The following is an 18,857-nucleotide window of genomic DNA, read 5'->3' as shown; positions in this document are numbered from 1 at the left end:
GATACTTACCGTTAGTTACGTGGCGCGTCGAAACGGCCGATGCTAAAGTAATGCGGAAATTCGCGCCACTCGGCGGGGTGTTTTACAAGGGGACGTCATGGCTGACAAAATCCACGGTTTTCTGCCGGCCACGGCCGAAATGCCAACCGACCGCCAGCGATTGATCATACGCTATCTCTTCGGAGTCCTGATCGACCTCGTGGTCCTGAACCTGTTCGATGAATTTTCGGACAGCGTCACAGTCTCTTCCTTCAGCGTGTCATTGCTCGCCGCCATCTTGTTGCAGGCCCTTCTGAAGGGGACTATCGCCATCGAGCATCAGGTCGCCGTGTTCTTCCAGGCAAGGCAAGGTGCCTTCATGAAGTTCATGCGATTCTTCGGCGCATGGGTGGTGCTGTTCCTATCCAAGTTCGTGATCCTGGAAGTGATCACCTTTGTGTTTGGGGATAGGGTTCGCTTTGAAGGCATGCTGCACGGCGTGGTTCCGCTGATTATCGTGGTCGTCGCCATGCTCATCGCCGAGGAAGTGATCGTCCGGTTCGTCAGATGGGTGCGTTGACAGCGTACCGCAGGGCTCACTCCACATAGGAAGCAAGCGACTTTTCGGGCTCTCCAGGGCTGAGCGATCTCACAGCAGGGGTCCGAGCGTGGCGACGCTGTTGTTCCAAAGGCGCCGTGACAGGGACCATGAAGCCACCATCTTGGTTGTGACGGGGGTCGAGCGGGCGATGTAGTCAAGCTGGCGCTGCCGCATGGCGGCGGTGAGATCGAGATCGTAAAACAGGATGTTGTTCTCGTAGTTCAGATCGAAGCTCCGGCGGTCCATATTCGCCGAGCCGATCAAGGTGACTTCTCCGTCGAGCGTCAGCGATTTGGTATGGAGAAGGCCACCGACATATTCGTGGATCTCAACGCCCGCGGCGAGGAGATCCGCGTAGTAGCTTCGGCTCGCGGCTCCCACGATCCGGGAGTCGTTCCTGGCGGGAAAGATGATCTTCGTATCCACACCCCGGCGGGCTGCCGTGCAAAGCGCGCCTTGCAGGGATTCGCTGGGCACATAATAGGGGGTCGAAATGATGAGTTCGCGTTGCGCTGCATACATCAGGGATTCAAACATTTCCGGCATGGCCGAAAATCGTGCCGTCGGTCCGGTTCCGATCACCAGTGCGGGCATTGCATCGGATTTGGCCAGGAGGTGGGGCTCGCGAAAGAGGCCTTCCAGATCCTCATCCAGACGGGACATCCAGTCGCTGGCGAACAATAACTGGTTCTGGCGGGCAATCGGGCCCTCGAAGCGCATCATCGCATCAACCCAAGGGGCGTAGCGTGCCTTTACCAGAAATTCCGGATCAGCACAGTTTTGGCTGCCGCAATAGGTAATGCGACCGTCGATGACGACGATCTTACGGTGGTTTCGAAGGTCAATGCGGCCCATGAAGGGCCGTAACAGAGGGTTGCCGACCGGCAGCCCGTTGGCCACCCGCACGCCTGCCCGGCGCATGGCCTGCCAATGATCGGAGCGGATCAGCGTGCGCGACCCCAGATCATCAGCCATCGCCCGGCACGGGATACCGCGCGCGGCGGCGCGCTTCAGGGCTTCGATGACCTTGCAGCCGTTATTGTCCGGCAGCCAAATGTAGAAAAGTAGATGGACGTGTTCCTCTGCCGCATCGATGTCGGCCACGATCGAATCGATCGTCGCATTGGAGTCGGAGAGTAATCGCCCCATATTGCCGCCGGCGGGCCGAAACCCGCTGATGGACTGGCCCAGGCGAAAGAGATTCGAATGACGCTCGGGCACGATCGTCTCGGTCCCTTCAGCCTGCATCTCCTGAAGTCGCGCCAGAACCGCACGGCGCCGGGCCACACGACGCCGGCCGATGCTCACCTCGCCGAAAAGCAAATAGACAAAAATGCCAAAAAGCGGGAACACGCCAACAACAAAGAGCCAAGCAAGCCGGGAAGTCGGATCGCGGTTCGGACGTAGGAGAATGCGCGCGAGCACGGCCAACTCCACCAGGATGAAGGCGATTGTGATCAACGAATATTCGAGAACAGCGCTCATGAGGTGGGGCTCAATTCGATGCCAGGCAGTCGGCTCGCGCTGATTGCCTTGGCTCAATTTCTAATAATTCTAATATCGCAGTTTGAATCTCGGCCTCTCTGAAGGTTCCCGGACGCTTCCAGGCACGTCGCGTCGGCGTGCTGAACAGGCGGGCGTCGGAAACCCTCGAGCCGTTAGAAACATTCGACGACAATGATTGGATTACGGTTCAACGGGCCTTGCGTACAGTTAGTACGACAACGACCTAAGGGATTGTTGCCCGGCGACATGCCAGTGCACGGACACATTCAGATGTCTCTTCAGAACCAAACGAATGTCGCCGGGCGCAGACTGATGTCAGTTGACGTGCACCACCACGTACTTCGAACCCGTGTGCTGGTAGTATCTCCCGCCGCAATGCCAGACTGATGTCCCGTTGACCGAAGTTCTGACGCAACCGGCCGGTAGCCTAGCTACGTAGACGCTGGTTCTGCGGATCGTGCGCCGGGTCGTGCGCCGCGCGACGCCCGCCACGCTGCCGGGCGTAAGAGGATGGCCAACGCGGGCCAGCGCTTGAGATGAAATCGATCCCAGTGTGACCAGGGAGACCGGATCGACCTGTACGAAAGTTGCCAAAGCCAGGGCCAGGACGGCGCAGTTACGGAATATAAGTTTCGTTGTCATCGCTTCCTCCATTGTTGTTCATTGATGCGAATCGAATCCTAGAAACGCATGGCCAGCCCCATGATCTGTCTCTGCTGGACGACATCGAAGATACAGCCGTCATGGCGGTAATTGACGCCGAGCGCGCGGTAGCCGGCGACCGCCGAAAACTGTTCGTTGAGCCGATAGCCGAGTGCGGCCGCGACGTCCCAGGCGCCGCCTGCGCCAACCATCCCCAGCCCGTGAGATAGACTTCGGGGTGAGCGAGTAAACGCCAACCAGCCGATCCACGCAGGTCGCTCGGCCTGTCGGGCATGTTTCCCGCGCTGGCGGCCCGCCACTCATGGCTGTTCACCGTGGTGGCCATGGGTAGATACCCGACTTCCGGACGGCGTCGGTGTTCAGCACTGCTGCTCCTACCTCTCTAACCAACCGATCCACCAGTTCCTGCCATTCGGCTCGTCTGGCCTCGCGCAATGCAGGCGGGGCCTCGTCGACCTTCGAAAGGGCAAACTCCGCATCGGCGAGTTCCTCGCAGATGTCGCGAAAGCTCTCACTTCGGTCCATCAGCCGATGGATCGTCAATTCAAACTGGGGGTACCGGCGTACTGCCGCCGAGACCGCTCGGTGTCTGTCAGACGATCCGTCCTTTGTGTTCATGACGCCAGTTCATCGACCTAACGCAATCGTATTGCAAAGAGACGGCAGCAGAAGGTAAGTTACGTGGATAAGCATGTAACCGCACAACAACAAAAACTGCGGTTGCAAGGGACCAAGTGAGGATATGGCGATCCAGGCGGAAACGCCCGCACCGGGGGAGCATGAGCTTCCCATCGAAGCTTGTCGCGCCCAACTTGCTCTTATCCTCGACAGTATGGACTTCGATGCCACCGGCCGCGAGCGCCGCTTCCTCAGCCATGTGGTGGAAGAAGCCTTGTCGGGACGTGGCGACCGTATCAAGGCCTATTCCATCGCAGTCGAAGTGTTTGGTCGCGGCGAGGCGTTCGACCCGCAAACGGATCCGATCGTTCGCATCGAGGCTGGCCACCTCAGGCGTGCGCTCGAGCGGTACTACCTGACGGCCGGACACACAGACCCAATCCTGATTACGATTCCAAAGGGGGGTTATAATCCCGTCTTCTCGCTCCGGTCGCAGCCTTTGTTGCCGCTACCGCAGGTGGCCGTTGTTTCTCCAACGATCACCCACTCTCCGGTCCGATGGATAGCGTTCCTGCTGCCGGCGATGTTTGCAGCCATTGTCGCGGCGGCTGGAGCGTCGGTATTGGCGTGGTCGTGGACGTCTGTCAGGTCAAGCGCGCCCGAAACGCCCCACGTGCTTGTTGAGCCGTTTGACGATCTGACCGGCACCACCGCGGCGGCAGCCATTGCAAGCGGATTGAAGCAGGAAATTGTCAGTCAGCTTTCGAAGTTCAAGGACATTGTGGTCATGGAATCGGCGCCTAAGGACGGCGATACGTCGACCGCGCCACCACGATTTGTCCTTGCCGGAAGCGTCAACCTGTCGGTCGATACCTTTCTGCTTCGGGTCAGGTTGATCAACCAAGCCAACGGTTCGGTGCTGTGGGCAGACAGCTATGATGGCCGGATGAAAGTCGCGGAACTTGTCGAGGCCCAGTCAGACATCGCGCGGAATGTATCGACGAGCCTGGCTCAAGCCTATGGCGTCATCTTCCAGGCGGATGCCAATCTCCATGTCGACAATCCGCCCGACGATTGGGTGGCATATTCGTGCACCTTGTCCTTCTATGCATATCGCGTCGACCTCAGCCCAGAAACCCGTGCATCCGTTCGTACCTGCCTCGAGAAGGCCGTACAGCGCTTCCCGAATTACGCCACCGCCTGGGGTCTTCTTTCGCTTGTCTACATCGATGACTATCGGTTCGAATTTCCAAACGACCCCAAATTGTCCGCCGCCACGCTCGAGCGCGCCCTGGCAGCCGCAAGGCAGGCGGTGGAAGTCGACCCTCTCAATGTAAGAGGGCTTCAGGGAGAAATGCTTGCCCTCTATTTCAGCAAGGAAATCAATCTGGCATTGGGAGTGGGCAAACGGGGTTTGGCCATCAACCCCAACGACACCGAGTTCATGGGCGAATACGGACAGCGCCTAGCGGTCTCCGGAAATTGGCATGACGGCTGCGCGTTGATAACGGAGGCGCGCCAAAAAAATCCGAGTTCGTTGGGCTACTATGAGGTGGATTTGGCTCTTTGCTCTTATTTCAGCGGCGATTATCCGCAGGCGGTCATGTGGATGAAGAAATCACCGGTTCGATCGAATCCGATCTATCATATTGTTGCGGCCGCCATTCTGGGCGAAGGAGGTTACAAGATCGAGGCTGATCGCGAGCGTGCCTGGCTGGCGCAAAATCAACCGGCTTGGGTGAAGAACATCCGCCAGGTCGTTTCGATGCGGTTGGCCCGTTCGCAAGACGTCGAAACCTTCATCGGCTCACTGAAGAAAGCCGGCTTCGACGTGGCGGACTGAGAGCCGTGGCGTCATGGCGGGCATGAGGAGACCACCCGGTGGCACTGCTCGATGACGCGACATGTATGTTTTCGCTATCACCGGAATTGAGAAGGATTCCAACTGGGAGTTCGTGCTCTCCCAGGATCCAAAGGGTCTGCGATCACACAATTTCAGGGCGGCGTGATTATCCGGAATGCTCAGGCTCCGGGATTAGATGTCAGTGGCTTTGGGACGGCCTTAATGCCGTTTTCCTGAAATGCCTGGTGCACGGCGAGCAAAACGGCGCGGCGGATCATGAAGTGTTTGCCCGCTTTCGCCATGAATTTGGCCCGGATAACCAGCGTGCCGTCCTCAACCTCGGCAATTCCCTGGCTCTTGAACGGGGCGAGCAGATCTCCAGCAAGTTCCGGGTCGGCCGAAATATCCTGGCCGATCTTCTTGAAAATCTTGCGGACTTTGTCGACATCGGTGTCGAACGCAAGGCGAAAGGTCAGTTTCTCGATCATCCAGTCGCGGCTGAAATTCTGGATCTTGCCAATCTCACCATAGGGAATTGTCGCCAAGGCACCGCGCTGATGGCGCAGGGAAACCGACCGGACCGATATTTTTTCTACGGTCCCCTTGGCGCCTGACGTTTCGATATATTCGCCGAAGCGGAATGCGTCGTCGATCAGGAAAAACAACCCGGAGACCAGGTCCTTGACCAGCGTCTGCGAGCCGAAGCCGATGGCCAGCCCGAACACACTCAAGCCGGCGATCAGAGGCCAGACATTGACCCCGATAGACACCAGGATCGAGAGCAGCGCTAAGGCCACAATGCTCGATTTGCCGACCGCGCCGAGCAGCGGCACCAGCGTGCCCAGCCGTGAACGCGGCGCACCCAGCATCTCCTCGTCAGCACCTTCGGCAGGTAACTCCGCGCGCAAGGCGCGAGCCGTCCCCGTGCCGACCACATTCCACAGAAACCCCGCCCCCAACATGATCAGCGCCAAACCGGACGCGCCCTTGGCGACCTCTCGCAGATCTATGCCGAACCCGGCAGCCAGCGGTGTCGCCCATAGCGTTCCCAGCATGGCAATCATGATAGCCACGATGGTGAAGCGGGCCGTCTGTCGCCCTGCCGCTGCCAAGATCGAGATGTCAGGAGACTCCAATCCGCGCTGCGCCCAGTTCCCGATCATTGCGTCGAGATGCGGCGCCGCGAGAAACATCAACGCGGTCAGCAGAACGGCCGACCCACGAAGCGATGCTCCCAGGGTCAGCGCGGCCTGAGTGCTGAGAAAGGTGATTATCAGGAACGCGATCACGATTGCCGGCCACATTTTAGCGAGACGGGTGCGCCACCGGCTTCTGGGGCGCGGACCGGCGACGGCGGCTGCCATTGTGCGTCTGTGCCGCCATACCGCCCATGCAAACACAAGGTAGATCGGAATTCCCAAGCCTGTTCGCAGCAGATCCGCCAAGGCCGGCCCGACGCTCCAGAGCCGCAATGTCCCGAACAGCGTAGCGCCGATGATCGCCAAGCCAATAGCAAGCGAGAGGTCGCGTACGAGCGCCGCCAGATGGACGGAGCGCTCCGCGAACTCGGTTCGCCGCGATGCCATCAAGAGTGATCTGACGGCGGCGAGGATGATGAAGCCGAGCACGGTCGCCACCGTCCAAAGGCGAAGGGTTTGCAAAGGCAGGCCAGAACCGGCCAGCAGCCGCGCAGCAATGAAGCCGATCACCAGCGCCACCACAGCAGCCGCCAAGCCCGCGAAGAATCTGCGCCATGCATTGCTTGTGGCACTCGCCTTCTTGAACCGCCGGGCGAGCAGGATGAACACGCCCGCGACGAGCGCAACAACCAACACAATCTCGAACAGGAGCATAAGGAGGGACGTTCCCCCGGCCGCGAGCGAGGCCCTCAGGTTTTCAAGCTCGACGGGGACGCCGCTTAAAGCGGCAAAACGCGCAAACAGTCCGGAGACGAAACGCTCGGCGAGCTGTTCGAAGCCCGAAATTAACGAAGTAACGTCCGATTCCGCCGTCGTATCCACGATACCCCCCTTCAGCGCCTCTGAAGCCAGTTCCGGCTCTCGCTCGTCGGCCGCTGTCTCGCTATCCAGCGCCCGACCGTCGGACAATTCAAGCTTTTTTGCCCGGCCCATTGCCCCGGGTCCGAGTGCACGGCGTGATCCACTCCTGAACACCTACAGAACTATTCAGTGCGCACAACCTCGATCTGAAGTTCGCTGTCTGCGGAGTCCGCTTTAGGGCGGGAAGCGAAGAATCGTGAATGGCCGACAAGAGGCGATGGGTTCAACCGGTTATCGCAACACCTTCTGTAGCCTATCGGCCGGCGTTTCGAAGTCCAGGGTTTTTCGTGGTCGCTGATTGAGCCGCAGGGCGACGGCGTTGAGTTGGGCCTGCGAGACATGGGAGAGGTTGGTTTCTCTCGGGAAGTACTGCCTAAGCAGACCGTTGGTATTTTCGTTGCTGCCGCGCTGCCAGGGACTTCGCGGATCGCAGAAGTAGACCTGTAGATCGGTTGCAACGGTGAAGCTCTTGTGCCGAGCCATCTCCTTGCTCTGGTCCCACGTTAGCGAGCGCCGCAACTCTTCAGGCAATGTGCCGATCGTCTGGGCAAGGGCCGCCACGACGGTGGCCGAGCCCCTCCTCGCCACCTTTACAAGCATCGTGAACCGGCTGTGTCGCTCGACGAGGGTGGCGATGTGCGTGTCGTTCGCCCCGGTGAGCAGATCGCCCTCCCAATGGCCTGGGACGGCGCGATCCTCAGCCTCGGCGGGGCGCTCGCGGATGGAGATCATATCGAGTATTTGTCCTTGCCCCGTCCGGCTCTGTGCGCCTTTGGCGAGCCGCATCTGTCGTTTGGTACGCAGGTGCGCTGTTAGTTCCTTCTTGAACACCCCTCGCGACTGGATGAATAGACTGCGATAGATCGCTTCATGAGATATCCGCATGCTTGGATCGCCTGGGTACTCTCGCCTCAGCCAGCCCGCTATTTGCTCGGGGGACCATTGCAGCGCTAGCTTTTGCGCCACCCGCCATCGTAGCCGCCCAGAGCATGCCAGGCGACACTGCTTCGGGCGCAGCGCTCGCTCCCAAGCATGCTTGTCGGCCCGGGTTGCACGATACGCTTGTGCACCGCCATTGCGCGAGATCTCGCGACATATTGTCGATGGGGATCGCCCGAGACTTCGTGCAATAGCGCGGATCGCAAGACCCGCCGCGATCCCGCGAGAGATCTCTTCGCGCTCCGCCAGCCCGAGCGCCAAGGCCGCTCTACGCCTGGCTGACGGAGCAATGCCGCCGCGTAAGGATACGATCCGCTGAACGCCGGTCTTGTTCCGGCGGTCAAGTGCCCGCGAGATCGACGAAATGCTCTGACCTCGCTTCCATCGCTCCCAAAGCTCGGCCTTCTGCGCTGACGTAAACCAGATCCGTGACGTCACCATGCAACACCTCTTCATCCTCTCAGATTAAAGCGTGTTGCGATGACCGGTCGAACCCACCGGCGCATACCGGACATCGGCAGCTTACCCTCTGCGCTCCGGTCGCCTCATTCGTTCCACATCGTCGATTGGAGAACAGCCTGCATATGCTCTGCGAGATCAAGTTCGCCGCGCGCCTCGATCTCTAAAAGATATCGGGCCTTGGCCAGCCGATCCCCTTCCCCAACTGCAGCATAGCAGCAGATGGCGAGCAGCGCCCTCTGCTCCTCCCGGGTAGCTCCGAGCCGCCGCTGCCACCGCCTATGTCATGCAGGGCTTTGCCGAACGCGGCATATGCTGTCGTGTGCGCCTTAATCAGCGCTCGCAGATTATTGGACGGTTCTTGGTCTCGGCCCGGCGGCTCTGCGCCGAGTGCCGTTGTCGCAACCGTCGAGGCGACGACTGCGCTGCCGGAGTGGAAGAGCAAGGCGCGGCGATTGATCCTAGACGTGGCAAACTCTCCCATTTGCTTTGATAGCGATCAGGCCAGTGACGTAAAACCATTAGACCGTAACACGACGGGTTGCGCATTCGTGTCAGGATGGGCCCTGGCAGCCGACGCAGAGCTGGCCGGCTGGCAAAATGAAGCACCACAGCCCCAAGCGACCTGCGACAGTGAAATGATCGCCGTTCTCAAAGTTCGTTGTCCGATAGTTGGTGCGGGTGGTCGGGCTCGAACCGACACTCCTTTCGGAACTGGATTTTGAATCCAGCGCGTCTACCAGTTTCACCACACCCGCAAAGCACTAACTCATTGGTCTCTCAACGCTCTCATGCTGCACCCAAGCAAAAGCCGAAAGAGCGAGAATTGAGAAGCGGCATACTCCTAACCTATTGATACGCATCGATATTTCTCTACATGCGGAAGGTAGGCGCAATCTGATTTTGAGTCGAGCGCGTCTACCAATTCCGCCATAGGGGCTCAGGCCCGAGGGCCTGGATGGGCGCGGACTATACGGTCGGAGGCCTGTTCGTCAACTGGCCAAATGCGCCGCCGTGCTCCGCTTGCGGCAAAAGCCCGCCTTTCGGTTTCGTGACGCTCCTGCCATTGTGCGGCGCGGAAAATCTTTCTAGACAGGCCCGCATCAAAGCGCGTTGCGTCTGGGCGACATGCATTAGGAGAGCCGATGCTTCGCGGACTTTACGACTGGACCTTGTCGCTTGCGGCACGCAAATCCGCCGAATGGTGGCTGGCCTTCATCGCCTTCGTCGAAAGCTCGGTGTTTTTCATACCTGCCGACGTCTTGTACCTGCCCATGGCGTTGGCGCGGCCCGAACGCGCCTATCGCTACGCGCTCACCGCCACCGTTGCGTCCGTGCTGGGCGGCATTGCCGGCTGGCTCATCGGTTACTATGCCTACGACACGATAGCACGGCCGATGCTGGAGCACTTCGGCGGCCTCGACACGTTCGAGAAGTGGCAGTCGTCCGGCACCGGGCTGATGCTGGTGCTGCTCGTCACATCCGGCGCTGCTCATCTGCCGCCGATGAAGGTGGTCACCATTCTGGCCGGAGCGCTTCACGTCAATCTTGTTGTCTTCATCGTCTCGGCCATCCTGGCGCGCGGCGCTCGCTTCTTGCTTCTTGCTTGGCTGCTGCGCCGCTATGGCGAAGAGATCAAGGAATTCATCGAGAAGCGTTTGGGATTGATCGTCGGCGCCGGCGCCGCCGCCCTGATTTTGCTCTATATCGTGGTCAAATACGCGTTCTAGTCTATGTCGCCCAAAAGTGCGCAGCGGTTTTGGGACAACGACATGGACAAACAGAGATTAGGCGGACGGGCAATTCAACGGATCACAACACCATGACAGCGACCATGAATGCCGATACCGGACGCCAGCGGACGCGCACCGCTTTGTTTCTCGCCGTCGCCATGGCCGCCACGGTCGGCTCCGCGCTCGCCTTCCAGCACATAGGCGGCTACATCCCTTGCCATCTCTGCCTGGAGCAGCGCACGCCCTACTATATCGGCGCCCCGCTGATGATTTTGGCGGTGATCGCCTCGATGCTCAACGCGCCCGCCTGGCTGACGCGCGGCCTGCTCGCCATCGGCGGCCTGCTGATGCTCTACGGCCTCTATCTCGGCGTCTACCACTCGGGCGTCGAATGGGCCTGGTGGCAGGGCCCGGCCGACTGCACCGCCGGCGCTGGCCCGGTCGACACCGGCGGCAAGGGCGTGCTCGATGCGCTCGACAAATTCGTGCCGCCGTCCTGCGACAAGGCAGCACTTCGTATCCTCGGCCTGTCGCTGGCCGGCTGGAACGCCATAGCCAGCTTCATCCTCGCCGCCGTAGCCTTTCGCAGTGCCTTGGCCCGCGACTGATCAAATTTGATTGAGCCCCACAGCGCAGGGTTCGAGTAAAAATTCGACAGGTGAGTCGCGTGGCGCCGTTTTCGACGTCCGAGCCAGGTCGACCCCCACTCCGTCTCGGCTTCGCCGAGCCACCTCTCCCCCGATCGACGGGGTAGAGGAAAGGCGCGAGCCTATCGCAGCCAGCGCTCGTCCAACAGGCTCCCTTCCTCTCCCTCCGGAGGGGGGAGAGGTGGCGCTGCGAAGCAGCGACGGAGTGGGGGAAGCCGGTCCTTAAGCGCGAAGCCGCTGATAAGTGAGCGCGGCCGAACTGGTCGCTTATCGGGGTGTGTCAGACTATCATGGTCTGGTAACAGCACCGGAAGCGCAGAAGGCTGCGTCAGGCGGCCAGCCTCCCGAATTCTCGAACGATCTCAGGGTTCGAGTTCGACATCCCAGTAGAGATAATCCATCCAGCTTTCATGCAGATGGTTGGGCGGGAACAACCGGCCATTGTTGTGCAGATCGTGCACGGTCGGCTGGTAGGGCTTTTGCAGCGGCCACATCTTGGCGTGCGCCGGCATCATGCCGCCCTTCCTGAGATTGCAGGGCGAACAGGCGGCAACGACATTCTCCCATGTCGTCGCCCCGCCGCGATGGCGCGGGATGACGTGGTCGAAGGTCAGATCCTCGGGCGTGCCGCAATACTGGCACTGGAAGCGGTCGCGCAGGAACACGTTGAAGCGGGTGAAGGCCGGATGCCTGGACGGCTTCACATAGGCCTTCAGGCTGACGACGCTCGGCAGCTTCATCGAGAAGGTCGGCGAAGACACCGCATGCTCGTATTCGGCGACAATGTTGACCCGGTCGAGGAACACCGCCTTGATGGCGTCCTGCCAGGACCAGAGCGACAAGGGGTAATAGCTGAGCGGACGGTAATCCGCATTCAGCACCAGCGCAGGAAGCCCATCCGGAGATACGGCAACCGTCACCTTGTTGACCTCCTCGTTCTAGAACCGATCGGCGCGGATACTGTAAGCCCGACATGACAGGGATGTGAAGCGGATTGTCGCTCGCCAAAAGCGGCAAAAATGCAGGATTTTCATGCTTTTTTGCGGTTTCAGGCCGGTGGCGCGGCGTCCCTGCCCCTGGTTTCGCGATAATAGGACCAGAAAAGCCGCGATGCGACACCTCGCCACGGGCTCCATGATTCGGCCAAAGCGATGAGTGTTTTCTCCGGCGGGCGCGGCTCGATGCCCAGCGCATGGCCGACCGCGCTTTGCAGCGCGACGTCGCGCGCGGGGAAAATATCGGGGTGGCCGGCGGCAAACAGAAGATAGACTTCCGCCGTCCACGGGCCGATGCCCGGCACCGCTGTCATCGCCGCGATCGCCTCCCCGGCGTCGAGCGAGCAGAGGTGATGCAGGTCGAGACCGTCGACCACGGCCTGGGCAACCGCGATTAGGCCACGCTGCTTCGGCCGCGACAGCCCTGCCTCGCGAAACATGTCCTCGCCTGCGGCAAGGGTGGCCTGCGGCGTCATCGGATCGACCAGTTTCACCAGCCGGCCGAAAATGGCATCGGCGCTCGCGCGGGAGACCTGCTGCGAGACGATGATCGAGGCCAGGCTTCGGAACCCCGGTTCAGAAAGCCTCAACGGCACCTCGCCGGCCATGCCGCGCACCTTTTCCAGCCGCGGATCGATTACGCAAAGCGCGTCGAGCCCTTGCGCAATGTCGTCAAGCGTGGCGATGCGTTGCATGCTTTCTTGTTCCTGAACCGGCCGCACGGTAGCAATTGGCAAAACCGCTGCACAACCCGATTGCCGCTTTTGACATGACGCTCCTGACATTTCGCTTCGCGCCGAGCCCGAATGGCGAACTGCATCTCGGCCATGCCTATTCGGCGTTGCTCAACCAGCGGCTGGCGCGCACTGCCGGCGGCCGCCTGCTGCTGCGCATCGAGGACATCGACACGACCCGATGCACGCCGGAATTCGAGGCCGGCATTTTTCGCGACCTCGAATGGCTGGGCCTCGAATGGGAACAACCGGTGCGGCGTCAGGCCGAGCATTTCGCCGACTATCAGGCGGTGCTCGACCGACTGATCCGCGAAGGGCTCGTCTACCCCGCCTTCATGAGCCGTAGCGAGATCAGGGCGTTCATCGCCGACAGCGAAAAGCGTGGCCGCGACTGGCCGCGCGACCCGGACGGCGTGCCGCTCTATCCCGGCGCCGACAAGGCGCTGCCGATCAGCGAACGCAACCGCCGGATCGCCGACAACGCGCCCTTCGCCTGGCGCCTCGACGTCGAAGCGGCACGAGCACGCCTCGGCACGGATTTGTCCTGGCGTGAATTCACCGACGAGACACTGTCGGCGACGGCGCACGTCGAGGCGCGTCCGCAGGACTGGGGCGACGTGATCCTGGCGCGCCGCGACATCCCGACCAGCTATCACCTGGCGGTCGTCGTCGACGACGCCCTGCAAGGCGTCAGCCATGTCGTGCGCGGCCAGGATCTTTATTCCGCGACCGGCATCCAGCGCCTTCTGCAGGAACTGCTCGGGCTGGCCCAGCCGAACTATTTCCACCACCGTCTCGTGCTTGGACCGGATGGGCGCAAATTGTCGAAGAGCTTTGGCGATACCGGCCTTGGCGCACTCAAGCAGGCAGGCGCTTCGCCGGACGATGTCAGGCGGGTCGTCGGTCTCTAGCTAGAGCAATTCCAGGAAAAGTGTGAGCGGTTTTCCGTCCGGAATTGCGTCACTCTAGAGGCGTGCCAGCCCCGCCTTGAGCAGCGCCAACACGCCGATAAACGCGAAGGCGCCGCCCAGTCCCCAGGCAACCGCGAGCTTCAGATCTCTAAGGACGATGCCATGCTCGTTCGCGACCATGATCGCGACGAAAAAACCAAGCGTGAACAGCAGCGTGTTGCCGGTCGACCCAAAACCGTCCTCCTCCATGATGGCGTCGAGCGCCGAGCCGAAGAAGAAGCCGAACACGGCCACGCTCGCAACCGTCATCAACAGCCAGCTTGTGTCGAGATGCAACAGCATGCGCGCTCCTCCTCGAAGCCGAAACGCCATGTCGCCGGATCGATCGACAGAAGTCGATTGTCCGACGCCGCCCTTTGAATTCGGCCACCCCTACATCAGAGCGAGCTTATGTATCAATTGTTTCGCTTTGCTTGCCGGATTGAACCGCATTAGAGCAATTGCCGTATTTGTCTCTTCACTCAATCGGCCTCCCCCGGAAACGGCTTCCCCGAAAAATGCACAGTCTCAAGCGGTTCATCCCCGCCTCCTTTGTCGTCCTGTGGGCGACCGGCTTCATCGGTGCGCGTTATGCCATGCCTTGGGCGGAGCCCTTCACCTTCCTGGCGGTACGCTTCGTCATCGCCGCCTTGCTGCTCGCCGGCCTGATGCTCGTGCTTGGCTCGAAGCGCGCCACAAGGGCCGAAGCGCTTCACGCCACCGTCGCCGGCATCCTCATGCATGGCATCTATCTCGGCGCGGTGTTCTGGGCGATCCACCGGGGCATGCCGGCCGGGCTTTCGGCGCTGATCGTCGGGCTGCAGCCGCTGATCACGGCCGTGCTTGCCGGCCGATTCCTCGGCGAGGCGATCCTGCCGCGTCACTGGGCTGGCCTCGCCGTTGGCCTGATAGGGGTCGTCATCGTGCTGTGGCCGAAGCTCGGCGCGCTTGGCGGCGGCGTCACGCCAGAAACGCTTATCGCCTCTCTGGTGTCGGTGCTGGGCATGAGCGCCGGCACCATCTGGCAGAAGCGCTATGCCTCGGGCGGCGACCTGGTGGCGGCAACGATGTGGCAATATATCGGCGGCGGCGCGCTGATGATCCTGGCTTCGCTGGCCTTCGAGACGCACACGGTCGTCATCAACGGCGAACTGATCTTTGCCATGGCCTGGCTGGTGCTGGTGCTGTCGATCGGCGCCATCTTCCTGTTGATGGTGATGATCCGCGACGGCGAGATGTCGAAGGTCGCTTCGCTGTTCTACCTGGTGCCGGCCGTCACCGCTGTCATCGCCTGGGCGCTGTTCGGCGAACAGCTCAGCCTCGTGCAGATCGTCGGCATGGCCATCGCGACACTCGGCGTCGGCCTGGCCACGGCTCGGCCCGCCAAGGGGAGAACTGAGGAATTGAGGAACTGGGGGAACTGAGGAATTGAGGAACTCTGGCGCTGCGTGCTTCTTCTCCAGTTCCTCAATTCTCAATCCGGCCGTTATCGACTCATCCGACCCTGGCGCGCGCCTCGAGAAAGCGGCTGATCGCGGCGTTGAGTTCGCCGCCGAGGATGAAGATCGCCGACAGCATATAGAGGAAGACCACCGCGATCATGATCGACGCCAGCCCGGCATAAGTCGTCACATAGGACGAGAAGTGATCGAGATAGGTCGCGAACATCGTCGAGCCGATAAGCCATGCGGCCAGGGTGAAAACGATGCCAGGCACCAGTGAGACGAAGCGGCGCTTGCCGGCCGGCAGCCAATAATGCACGGCAAACAACCCGCCGATGATGACCACTGAGGCGATGACGTAACGCCACAGCGTGATCGTGCCGGTATAGGGCTTGATCCACTCGAAATGAGCTTCCGCCAGCCGCGCCAGCAAGGGCGCAAATACCAGCAGCAGGCTGATCGCCAGGAACCCGGCCGTGGCGATCAACACGAAGAAAATGCTCTGCACCCGGCGGTAGATGATGCCGCGCGTCTCGGCGACACGGTAGGCGCGGTTGAGCGAAGTGCGCAGCGCCTCGATACCGTTGGAGGCGAAATAGGCGGCCAGCAACACGCCATAGGTCAAAAGATCGGTGCGCCGCACCGTCAGCACGTTGAGCACCTCGCGCGCGATCGGCTTGGCGATCTGTTCGGGCCATGTGTCGAAGACGAGGTGCACGGCGGTATCGGCGAAGGCCTGCGCACCGAGGAAGCTCGCCAGCGTGGTGGCAAAGATCAGGAACGGGAACAACGCCATCAGCGAGGTGATCGCCAGATGGCTGGCCATCGCCCAGCCGTCGTCGGTGTTGAAATGGCCAAGCGCGTCATAGAGCACGCGGCGCAGCACGACGATATTCCGCATCAAGAGCCGCGTTCCCTTCGATTGTCTCGACGCCGCGAATATGGGAAGGGATTGTGGCAAATGGCAACCCTTGCTCAAACCACGATCCCGCCGGCGAAAGAATTGCGCACCATCATCGTCACCGGTGCCTCTTCCGGAATAGGCGCCTATTGCGCCCGGGCGCTGAAGGCTGATGGCTGGCGGGTGTTTGCAACGGCGCGCAAGCCGGAAGACATCGCCGCACTTGAGGCCGACGGCATCGAGGCCTTTTACCTCGACTACCGTGAGCCCGACTCCATCGCTGCCCTTGCGGCATCGGTGCTGGAGCGGACAGGCGGACGCCTCGACGCCCTGTTCAACAACGGCGCCCATGCACAGCCCGGCGCCGTCGAAGACCTGCCCGTTGCAGCATTGCGCGAGCAGTTCGAGGCCAATTTCTTCGGCTGGCATGACCTGACCCAGCGCATCGTGCCGGCGATGCGCCGTCAGGGACATGGCCGTCTGATCCACTGTTCCTCGATCCTTGGCCTGGCGCCGGTGCCTTTTCGCGGCGCCTACTCAGCCTCCAAGCACGCTCTCGAAGGGCTGATGCTGTGCATGCAGCAGGAGGTGCAGGGCAGCGGCGTCCATGTCTCACTGATCGAACCGGGGCCGGTGACGTCGAAAATCGCCAGCAACGGATTGTTCTGGTTCCTGAAAAACATCGACCACGAGAATTCGGTCCACCATGTCGCCTACGCCGCGCAACTGGCACGGCTTCGGGCCGGCGGCAGCTCATCGCGGCTGAAAAAGGGGCCGGAGGTGGTCTATGCAGCCTTGCGCCATGCACTTCTGTCGCGGCGCCCGCGCCCTCACTATGTGGTAACAGTGCCGGCTAAGATCGGCGTGATGCTGAAACGCATCCTGCCGGCGTCCCTGCTCTATCGCGTGCTTGCCAGGCGCGCCTGACCGAAACGAACTGGAGCCGCCAGATGGTCACCGTCTTCAAAATCCTCGCCGTTGTGGCCATGGCCGCGGTCTTGATCGTGCTGGTCCGCGGCCTCATCAACATGATGCGCGGCGGCGACGGCGTCACCTCCAACAAGCTGATGCAGGCCCGTGTGCTATTGCAGGCCGTGGCCTTGGCGCTGATCCTGCTGGTGGTGTATTTCACCCGCAAGTGACGGCCGTTCGGGAGGCAACGTGGTCAAACTCAACAAAATCTACACCCGCACCGGCGACGACGGCACCACCGGCCTCGGCACCGGTGAACGCAGGCTGAAATCCGACCTGCGCGTCGATGCCTATGGCACGGTCGACGAAGCCAATGCCTGCATCGGCATCGCCCGCCTGAATACGGCGGCAAGCCATCCCACGATCGATGCCATGCTGTCCCGCATCCAGAACGACTTGTTCGATCTCGGCGCCGACCTCGCCGTGCCCGACGACGGCAAGCCGCTCGGCTACGAGCCGCTGCGCATCATCGCTTCGCAGACCGACCGCGTGGAAAAAGACATCGACCTCCTCAACAAGGAGCTTAAGCCGCTGAAATCCTTCGTGCTCAACGGCGGCACGCCGGCGGCGGCCGCGCTTCATCTTGCCCGCACCGTGGCGCGGCGGGCCGAGCGGATCATGGTGGCGCTGGCGCAGGACCCGGCCGAGCACGTCAACCGCGAGGGGCTGAAATACATCAACCGCGTCTCGGACTTTCTGTTCGTCGCCGCCCGTGCGGTCAATGACAACGGAAATGCCGACGTGTTATGGGTGCCCGGCAAGAACCGCTGAGTTTTTTAAGAAGCGGACGAGGGCCTGGGGCATGTTCATCCCGCTTTACGACACCAACAGGTTGCGCCACATAAGGCTGCAATATGTCACGATCGGCCTGATCGTGGCCAATGCGCTGGTCTTTCTCGTCACCACGATCGGCGGCGAAAATTTCAACAACGCAGCTGTGCTCGGCCTCGGCTTCATTCCTTCGGTTGTCCACAATACGGCAGAGCTCTCGCCTGAATTCATCGTCATTCCGGAGAGCCTGAGCTACCTCACCTATGCCTTCCTGCATGCCGATATCTTCCATCTCGGCGGCAACATGCTGTTCCTGTGGGTGTTCGGCGACAATGTCGAGGACGCGCTCGGCCACATCCGCTACCTCATCTTCTACCTGCTGTGCGCCATCGCCGGAGCCGCTTTCCAGGGGCTCGTCGCCTGGGATTCGCAAGTGCCGCTGATCGGCGCCTCCGGCGCCATCGCCGGGGTCGTCGCAGCCTATCTGGTCCTCTATCCCCGGGTGAAGGTTTGGGTGCTGGTCTTTGCCCGCATTCCGCTGCGCATCCCGGCCTTCATCCCTCTGATCCTGTGGATCGGCTTCCAGGTGGTGATGTTTGCCGCCGGCGGCGAAAACCAGATATCCTGGGCCTGCCATATTGGCGGCATCATTGCCGGCGGCGTTCTGGTGCTCATTATGCGCAGCCGCGGCGTGCCGCTGCTTGCCGGCGACGACGGCGAGCCCGAACCCGCCGATCAGCCGGCCGCTTCTACCGGGCCGGCGCCCGCCGATCCCGCTCCCACGCAACCTGAGACGCGCTGGGGCCGGGGTGGCGCTTCCGGTCAGAACTGAACCGATTTGAGTGGTTTGGCCGCTGCCGTGGCATATTGACGTGCTGCGTTGCCACAACTACGGAGGACGCCACCGTTAGGCGGCAGAAGACAAGAATTCCGTCTGGCCAGAATTCCGTTTGGCCGGAATTCAGTCAGGAATGTCGGCTTTCGACAACTCTGAAATGGTGCGCGCTGCTATAGCGCGCCCGAATATCCCAAGAGAGGTGACAG

The 18,857-nt window shown here is 61.2% G+C and carries 19 protein-coding genes, 1 tRNA gene and 1 pseudogene; 10 read left to right on the top strand and 11 right to left on the bottom strand.

Translation table 11 applies throughout. The annotated features are described in order from the left end of the window. The first annotated feature begins 97 nt into the window (after positions 1-97). On the top strand, positions 98-559 hold the full coding sequence (locus AC1DYO_RS11615) for a hypothetical protein (protein ID WP_477263241.1): 462 nt from the start codon (positions 98-100) through the stop codon (positions 557-559). A gap of 69 nt (positions 560-628) precedes the next feature. On the opposite strand, the gene cls is transcribed toward AC1DYO_RS11615, so the two are convergent. The 4 genes from cls to AC1DYO_RS11595 all read right to left on the bottom strand — a co-directional run bounded on the left by cls (position 629) and on the right by AC1DYO_RS11595 (position 3,367). Next, positions 629-2,065 carry a cardiolipin synthase gene (gene cls / locus AC1DYO_RS11610; protein WP_477263239.1) on the bottom strand — a complete coding sequence of 479 codons (1,437 nt, stop codon included), beginning with the start codon at positions 2,063-2,065 and terminating at the stop codon, positions 629-631. 336 nt (positions 2,066-2,401) lie between these two features. Continuing rightward, positions 2,402-2,728 (bottom strand): hypothetical protein, encoded by a 327-nt coding sequence (locus tag AC1DYO_RS11605; protein WP_477263237.1) that lies wholly within the window; start codon positions 2,726-2,728, stop codon positions 2,402-2,404. Positions 2,729-2,766: 38 nt separating this feature from the next. After that, entirely contained in the window at positions 2,767-2,940 is a 174-nt protein-coding gene (locus AC1DYO_RS11600) for a hypothetical protein (protein ID WP_477263235.1), read from the bottom strand. Positions 2,941-3,058: 118 nt separating this feature from the next. Next, positions 3,059-3,367, bottom strand: a complete 309-nt coding sequence (locus AC1DYO_RS11595; protein WP_477263233.1) for a hypothetical protein — start codon at positions 3,365-3,367, stop codon at positions 3,059-3,061. A 124-nt stretch (positions 3,368-3,491) separates the two neighbouring features. On the opposite strand from AC1DYO_RS11595, the gene AC1DYO_RS11590 reads away from it, so the two are divergent. Continuing rightward, complete coding sequence (locus AC1DYO_RS11590; protein WP_477263231.1) at positions 3,492-5,210, top strand: hypothetical protein; 1,719 nt, start codon at positions 3,492-3,494, stop codon at positions 5,208-5,210. Positions 5,211-5,389: 179 nt separating this feature from the next. Here AC1DYO_RS11590 and AC1DYO_RS11585 read toward each other — a convergent pair whose 3' ends face one another. From AC1DYO_RS11585 to AC1DYO_RS11575, 3 genes and pseudogenes are all read right to left on the bottom strand, one after another. Next, on the bottom strand, positions 5,390-7,342 hold the full coding sequence (locus AC1DYO_RS11585) for a mechanosensitive ion channel family protein (RefSeq protein WP_477263229.1): 1,953 nt from the start codon (positions 7,340-7,342) through the stop codon (positions 5,390-5,392). Between the two features lie 151 nt (positions 7,343-7,493). Continuing rightward, a pseudogene (locus tag AC1DYO_RS11580) lies at positions 7,494-8,650 on the bottom strand (IS30 family transposase). Positions 8,651-9,341: 691 nt separating this feature from the next. Next, positions 9,342-9,426: transfer RNA gene (locus tag AC1DYO_RS11575), tRNA-Leu, on the bottom strand. A 387-nt stretch (positions 9,427-9,813) separates the two neighbouring features. On the opposite strand from AC1DYO_RS11575, the gene AC1DYO_RS11570 reads away from it, so the two are divergent. Both AC1DYO_RS11570 and AC1DYO_RS11565 read left to right on the top strand, forming a co-directional pair. Then, positions 9,814-10,398 (top strand): YqaA family protein, encoded by a 585-nt coding sequence (locus AC1DYO_RS11570; protein ID WP_181062068.1) that lies wholly within the window; start codon positions 9,814-9,816, stop codon positions 10,396-10,398. 92 nt (positions 10,399-10,490) lie between these two features. Continuing rightward, positions 10,491-11,009 carry a disulfide bond formation protein B gene (locus AC1DYO_RS11565; RefSeq protein WP_477263227.1) on the top strand — a complete coding sequence of 173 codons (519 nt, stop codon included), beginning with the start codon at positions 10,491-10,493 and terminating at the stop codon, positions 11,007-11,009. A 401-nt stretch (positions 11,010-11,410) separates the two neighbouring features. Here the strand turns inward: AC1DYO_RS11565 and AC1DYO_RS11560 are convergent, their stop codons facing one another. Continuing rightward, on the bottom strand, positions 11,411-11,968 hold the full coding sequence (locus tag AC1DYO_RS11560; RefSeq protein WP_008874122.1) for an HNH endonuclease: 558 nt from the start codon (positions 11,966-11,968) through the stop codon (positions 11,411-11,413). Positions 11,969-12,096: 128 nt separating this feature from the next. Beyond that, on the bottom strand, positions 12,097-12,738 hold the full coding sequence (locus AC1DYO_RS11555; protein ID WP_477263225.1) for a DNA-3-methyladenine glycosylase family protein: 642 nt from the start codon (positions 12,736-12,738) through the stop codon (positions 12,097-12,099). 74 nt (positions 12,739-12,812) lie between these two features. Here AC1DYO_RS11555 and gluQRS point away from each other — a divergent pair, with 74 nt between their 5' ends. Next, positions 12,813-13,688, top strand: a complete 876-nt coding sequence (gene gluQRS / locus AC1DYO_RS11550; protein WP_477263223.1) for a tRNA glutamyl-Q(34) synthetase GluQRS — start codon at positions 12,813-12,815, stop codon at positions 13,686-13,688. Positions 13,689-13,742: 54 nt separating this feature from the next. On the opposite strand, the gene AC1DYO_RS11545 is transcribed toward gluQRS, so the two are convergent. Next, positions 13,743-14,030, bottom strand: coding sequence for a hypothetical protein (locus AC1DYO_RS11545; protein WP_477263222.1), 288 nt, complete (start codon positions 14,028-14,030; stop codon positions 13,743-13,745). Positions 14,031-14,245: 215 nt separating this feature from the next. Here AC1DYO_RS11545 and AC1DYO_RS11540 point away from each other — a divergent pair, with 215 nt between their 5' ends. Further along, positions 14,246-15,151 (top strand): DMT family transporter, encoded by a 906-nt coding sequence (locus AC1DYO_RS11540; protein WP_477263220.1) that lies wholly within the window; start codon positions 14,246-14,248, stop codon positions 15,149-15,151. 70 nt (positions 15,152-15,221) lie between these two features. Here the strand turns inward: AC1DYO_RS11540 and AC1DYO_RS11535 are convergent, their stop codons facing one another. Beyond that, complete coding sequence (locus AC1DYO_RS11535; RefSeq protein ID WP_181061787.1) at positions 15,222-16,070, bottom strand: YihY/virulence factor BrkB family protein; 849 nt, start codon at positions 16,068-16,070, stop codon at positions 15,222-15,224. 60 nt (positions 16,071-16,130) lie between these two features. Here AC1DYO_RS11535 and AC1DYO_RS11530 point away from each other — a divergent pair, with 60 nt between their 5' ends. The 4 genes from AC1DYO_RS11530 to AC1DYO_RS11515 are packed head-to-tail and all read left to right on the top strand — an operon-like array spanning position 16,131 to position 18,645. Beyond that, positions 16,131-16,997, top strand: coding sequence for an SDR family oxidoreductase (locus tag AC1DYO_RS11530; protein ID WP_477263218.1), 867 nt, complete (start codon positions 16,131-16,133; stop codon positions 16,995-16,997). A gap of 23 nt (positions 16,998-17,020) precedes the next feature. Beyond that, positions 17,021-17,212: a twin transmembrane helix small protein gene (locus AC1DYO_RS11525; protein WP_112562259.1), complete on the top strand. Its 192-nt coding sequence runs from the start codon at positions 17,021-17,023 to the stop codon at positions 17,210-17,212. Positions 17,213-17,231: 19 nt separating this feature from the next. Continuing rightward, a complete protein-coding gene (locus tag AC1DYO_RS11520) occupies positions 17,232-17,813 on the top strand; it encodes a cob(I)yrinic acid a,c-diamide adenosyltransferase (RefSeq protein ID WP_477263216.1) in 582 nt (193 codons plus the stop codon). Between the two features lie 31 nt (positions 17,814-17,844). Then, positions 17,845-18,645, top strand: coding sequence for a rhomboid family intramembrane serine protease (locus tag AC1DYO_RS11515; protein ID WP_477263214.1), 801 nt, complete (start codon positions 17,845-17,847; stop codon positions 18,643-18,645). The last annotated feature ends 212 nt before the right edge of the window (positions 18,646-18,857 follow it).

It is taken from the genome of Mesorhizobium sp. P2_F5 (genome assembly GCF_056403715.1).
The sequence above is the reverse complement of the archived record's forward strand: the minus strand, read 5'-3'. Positions and strand labels throughout refer to the sequence as shown.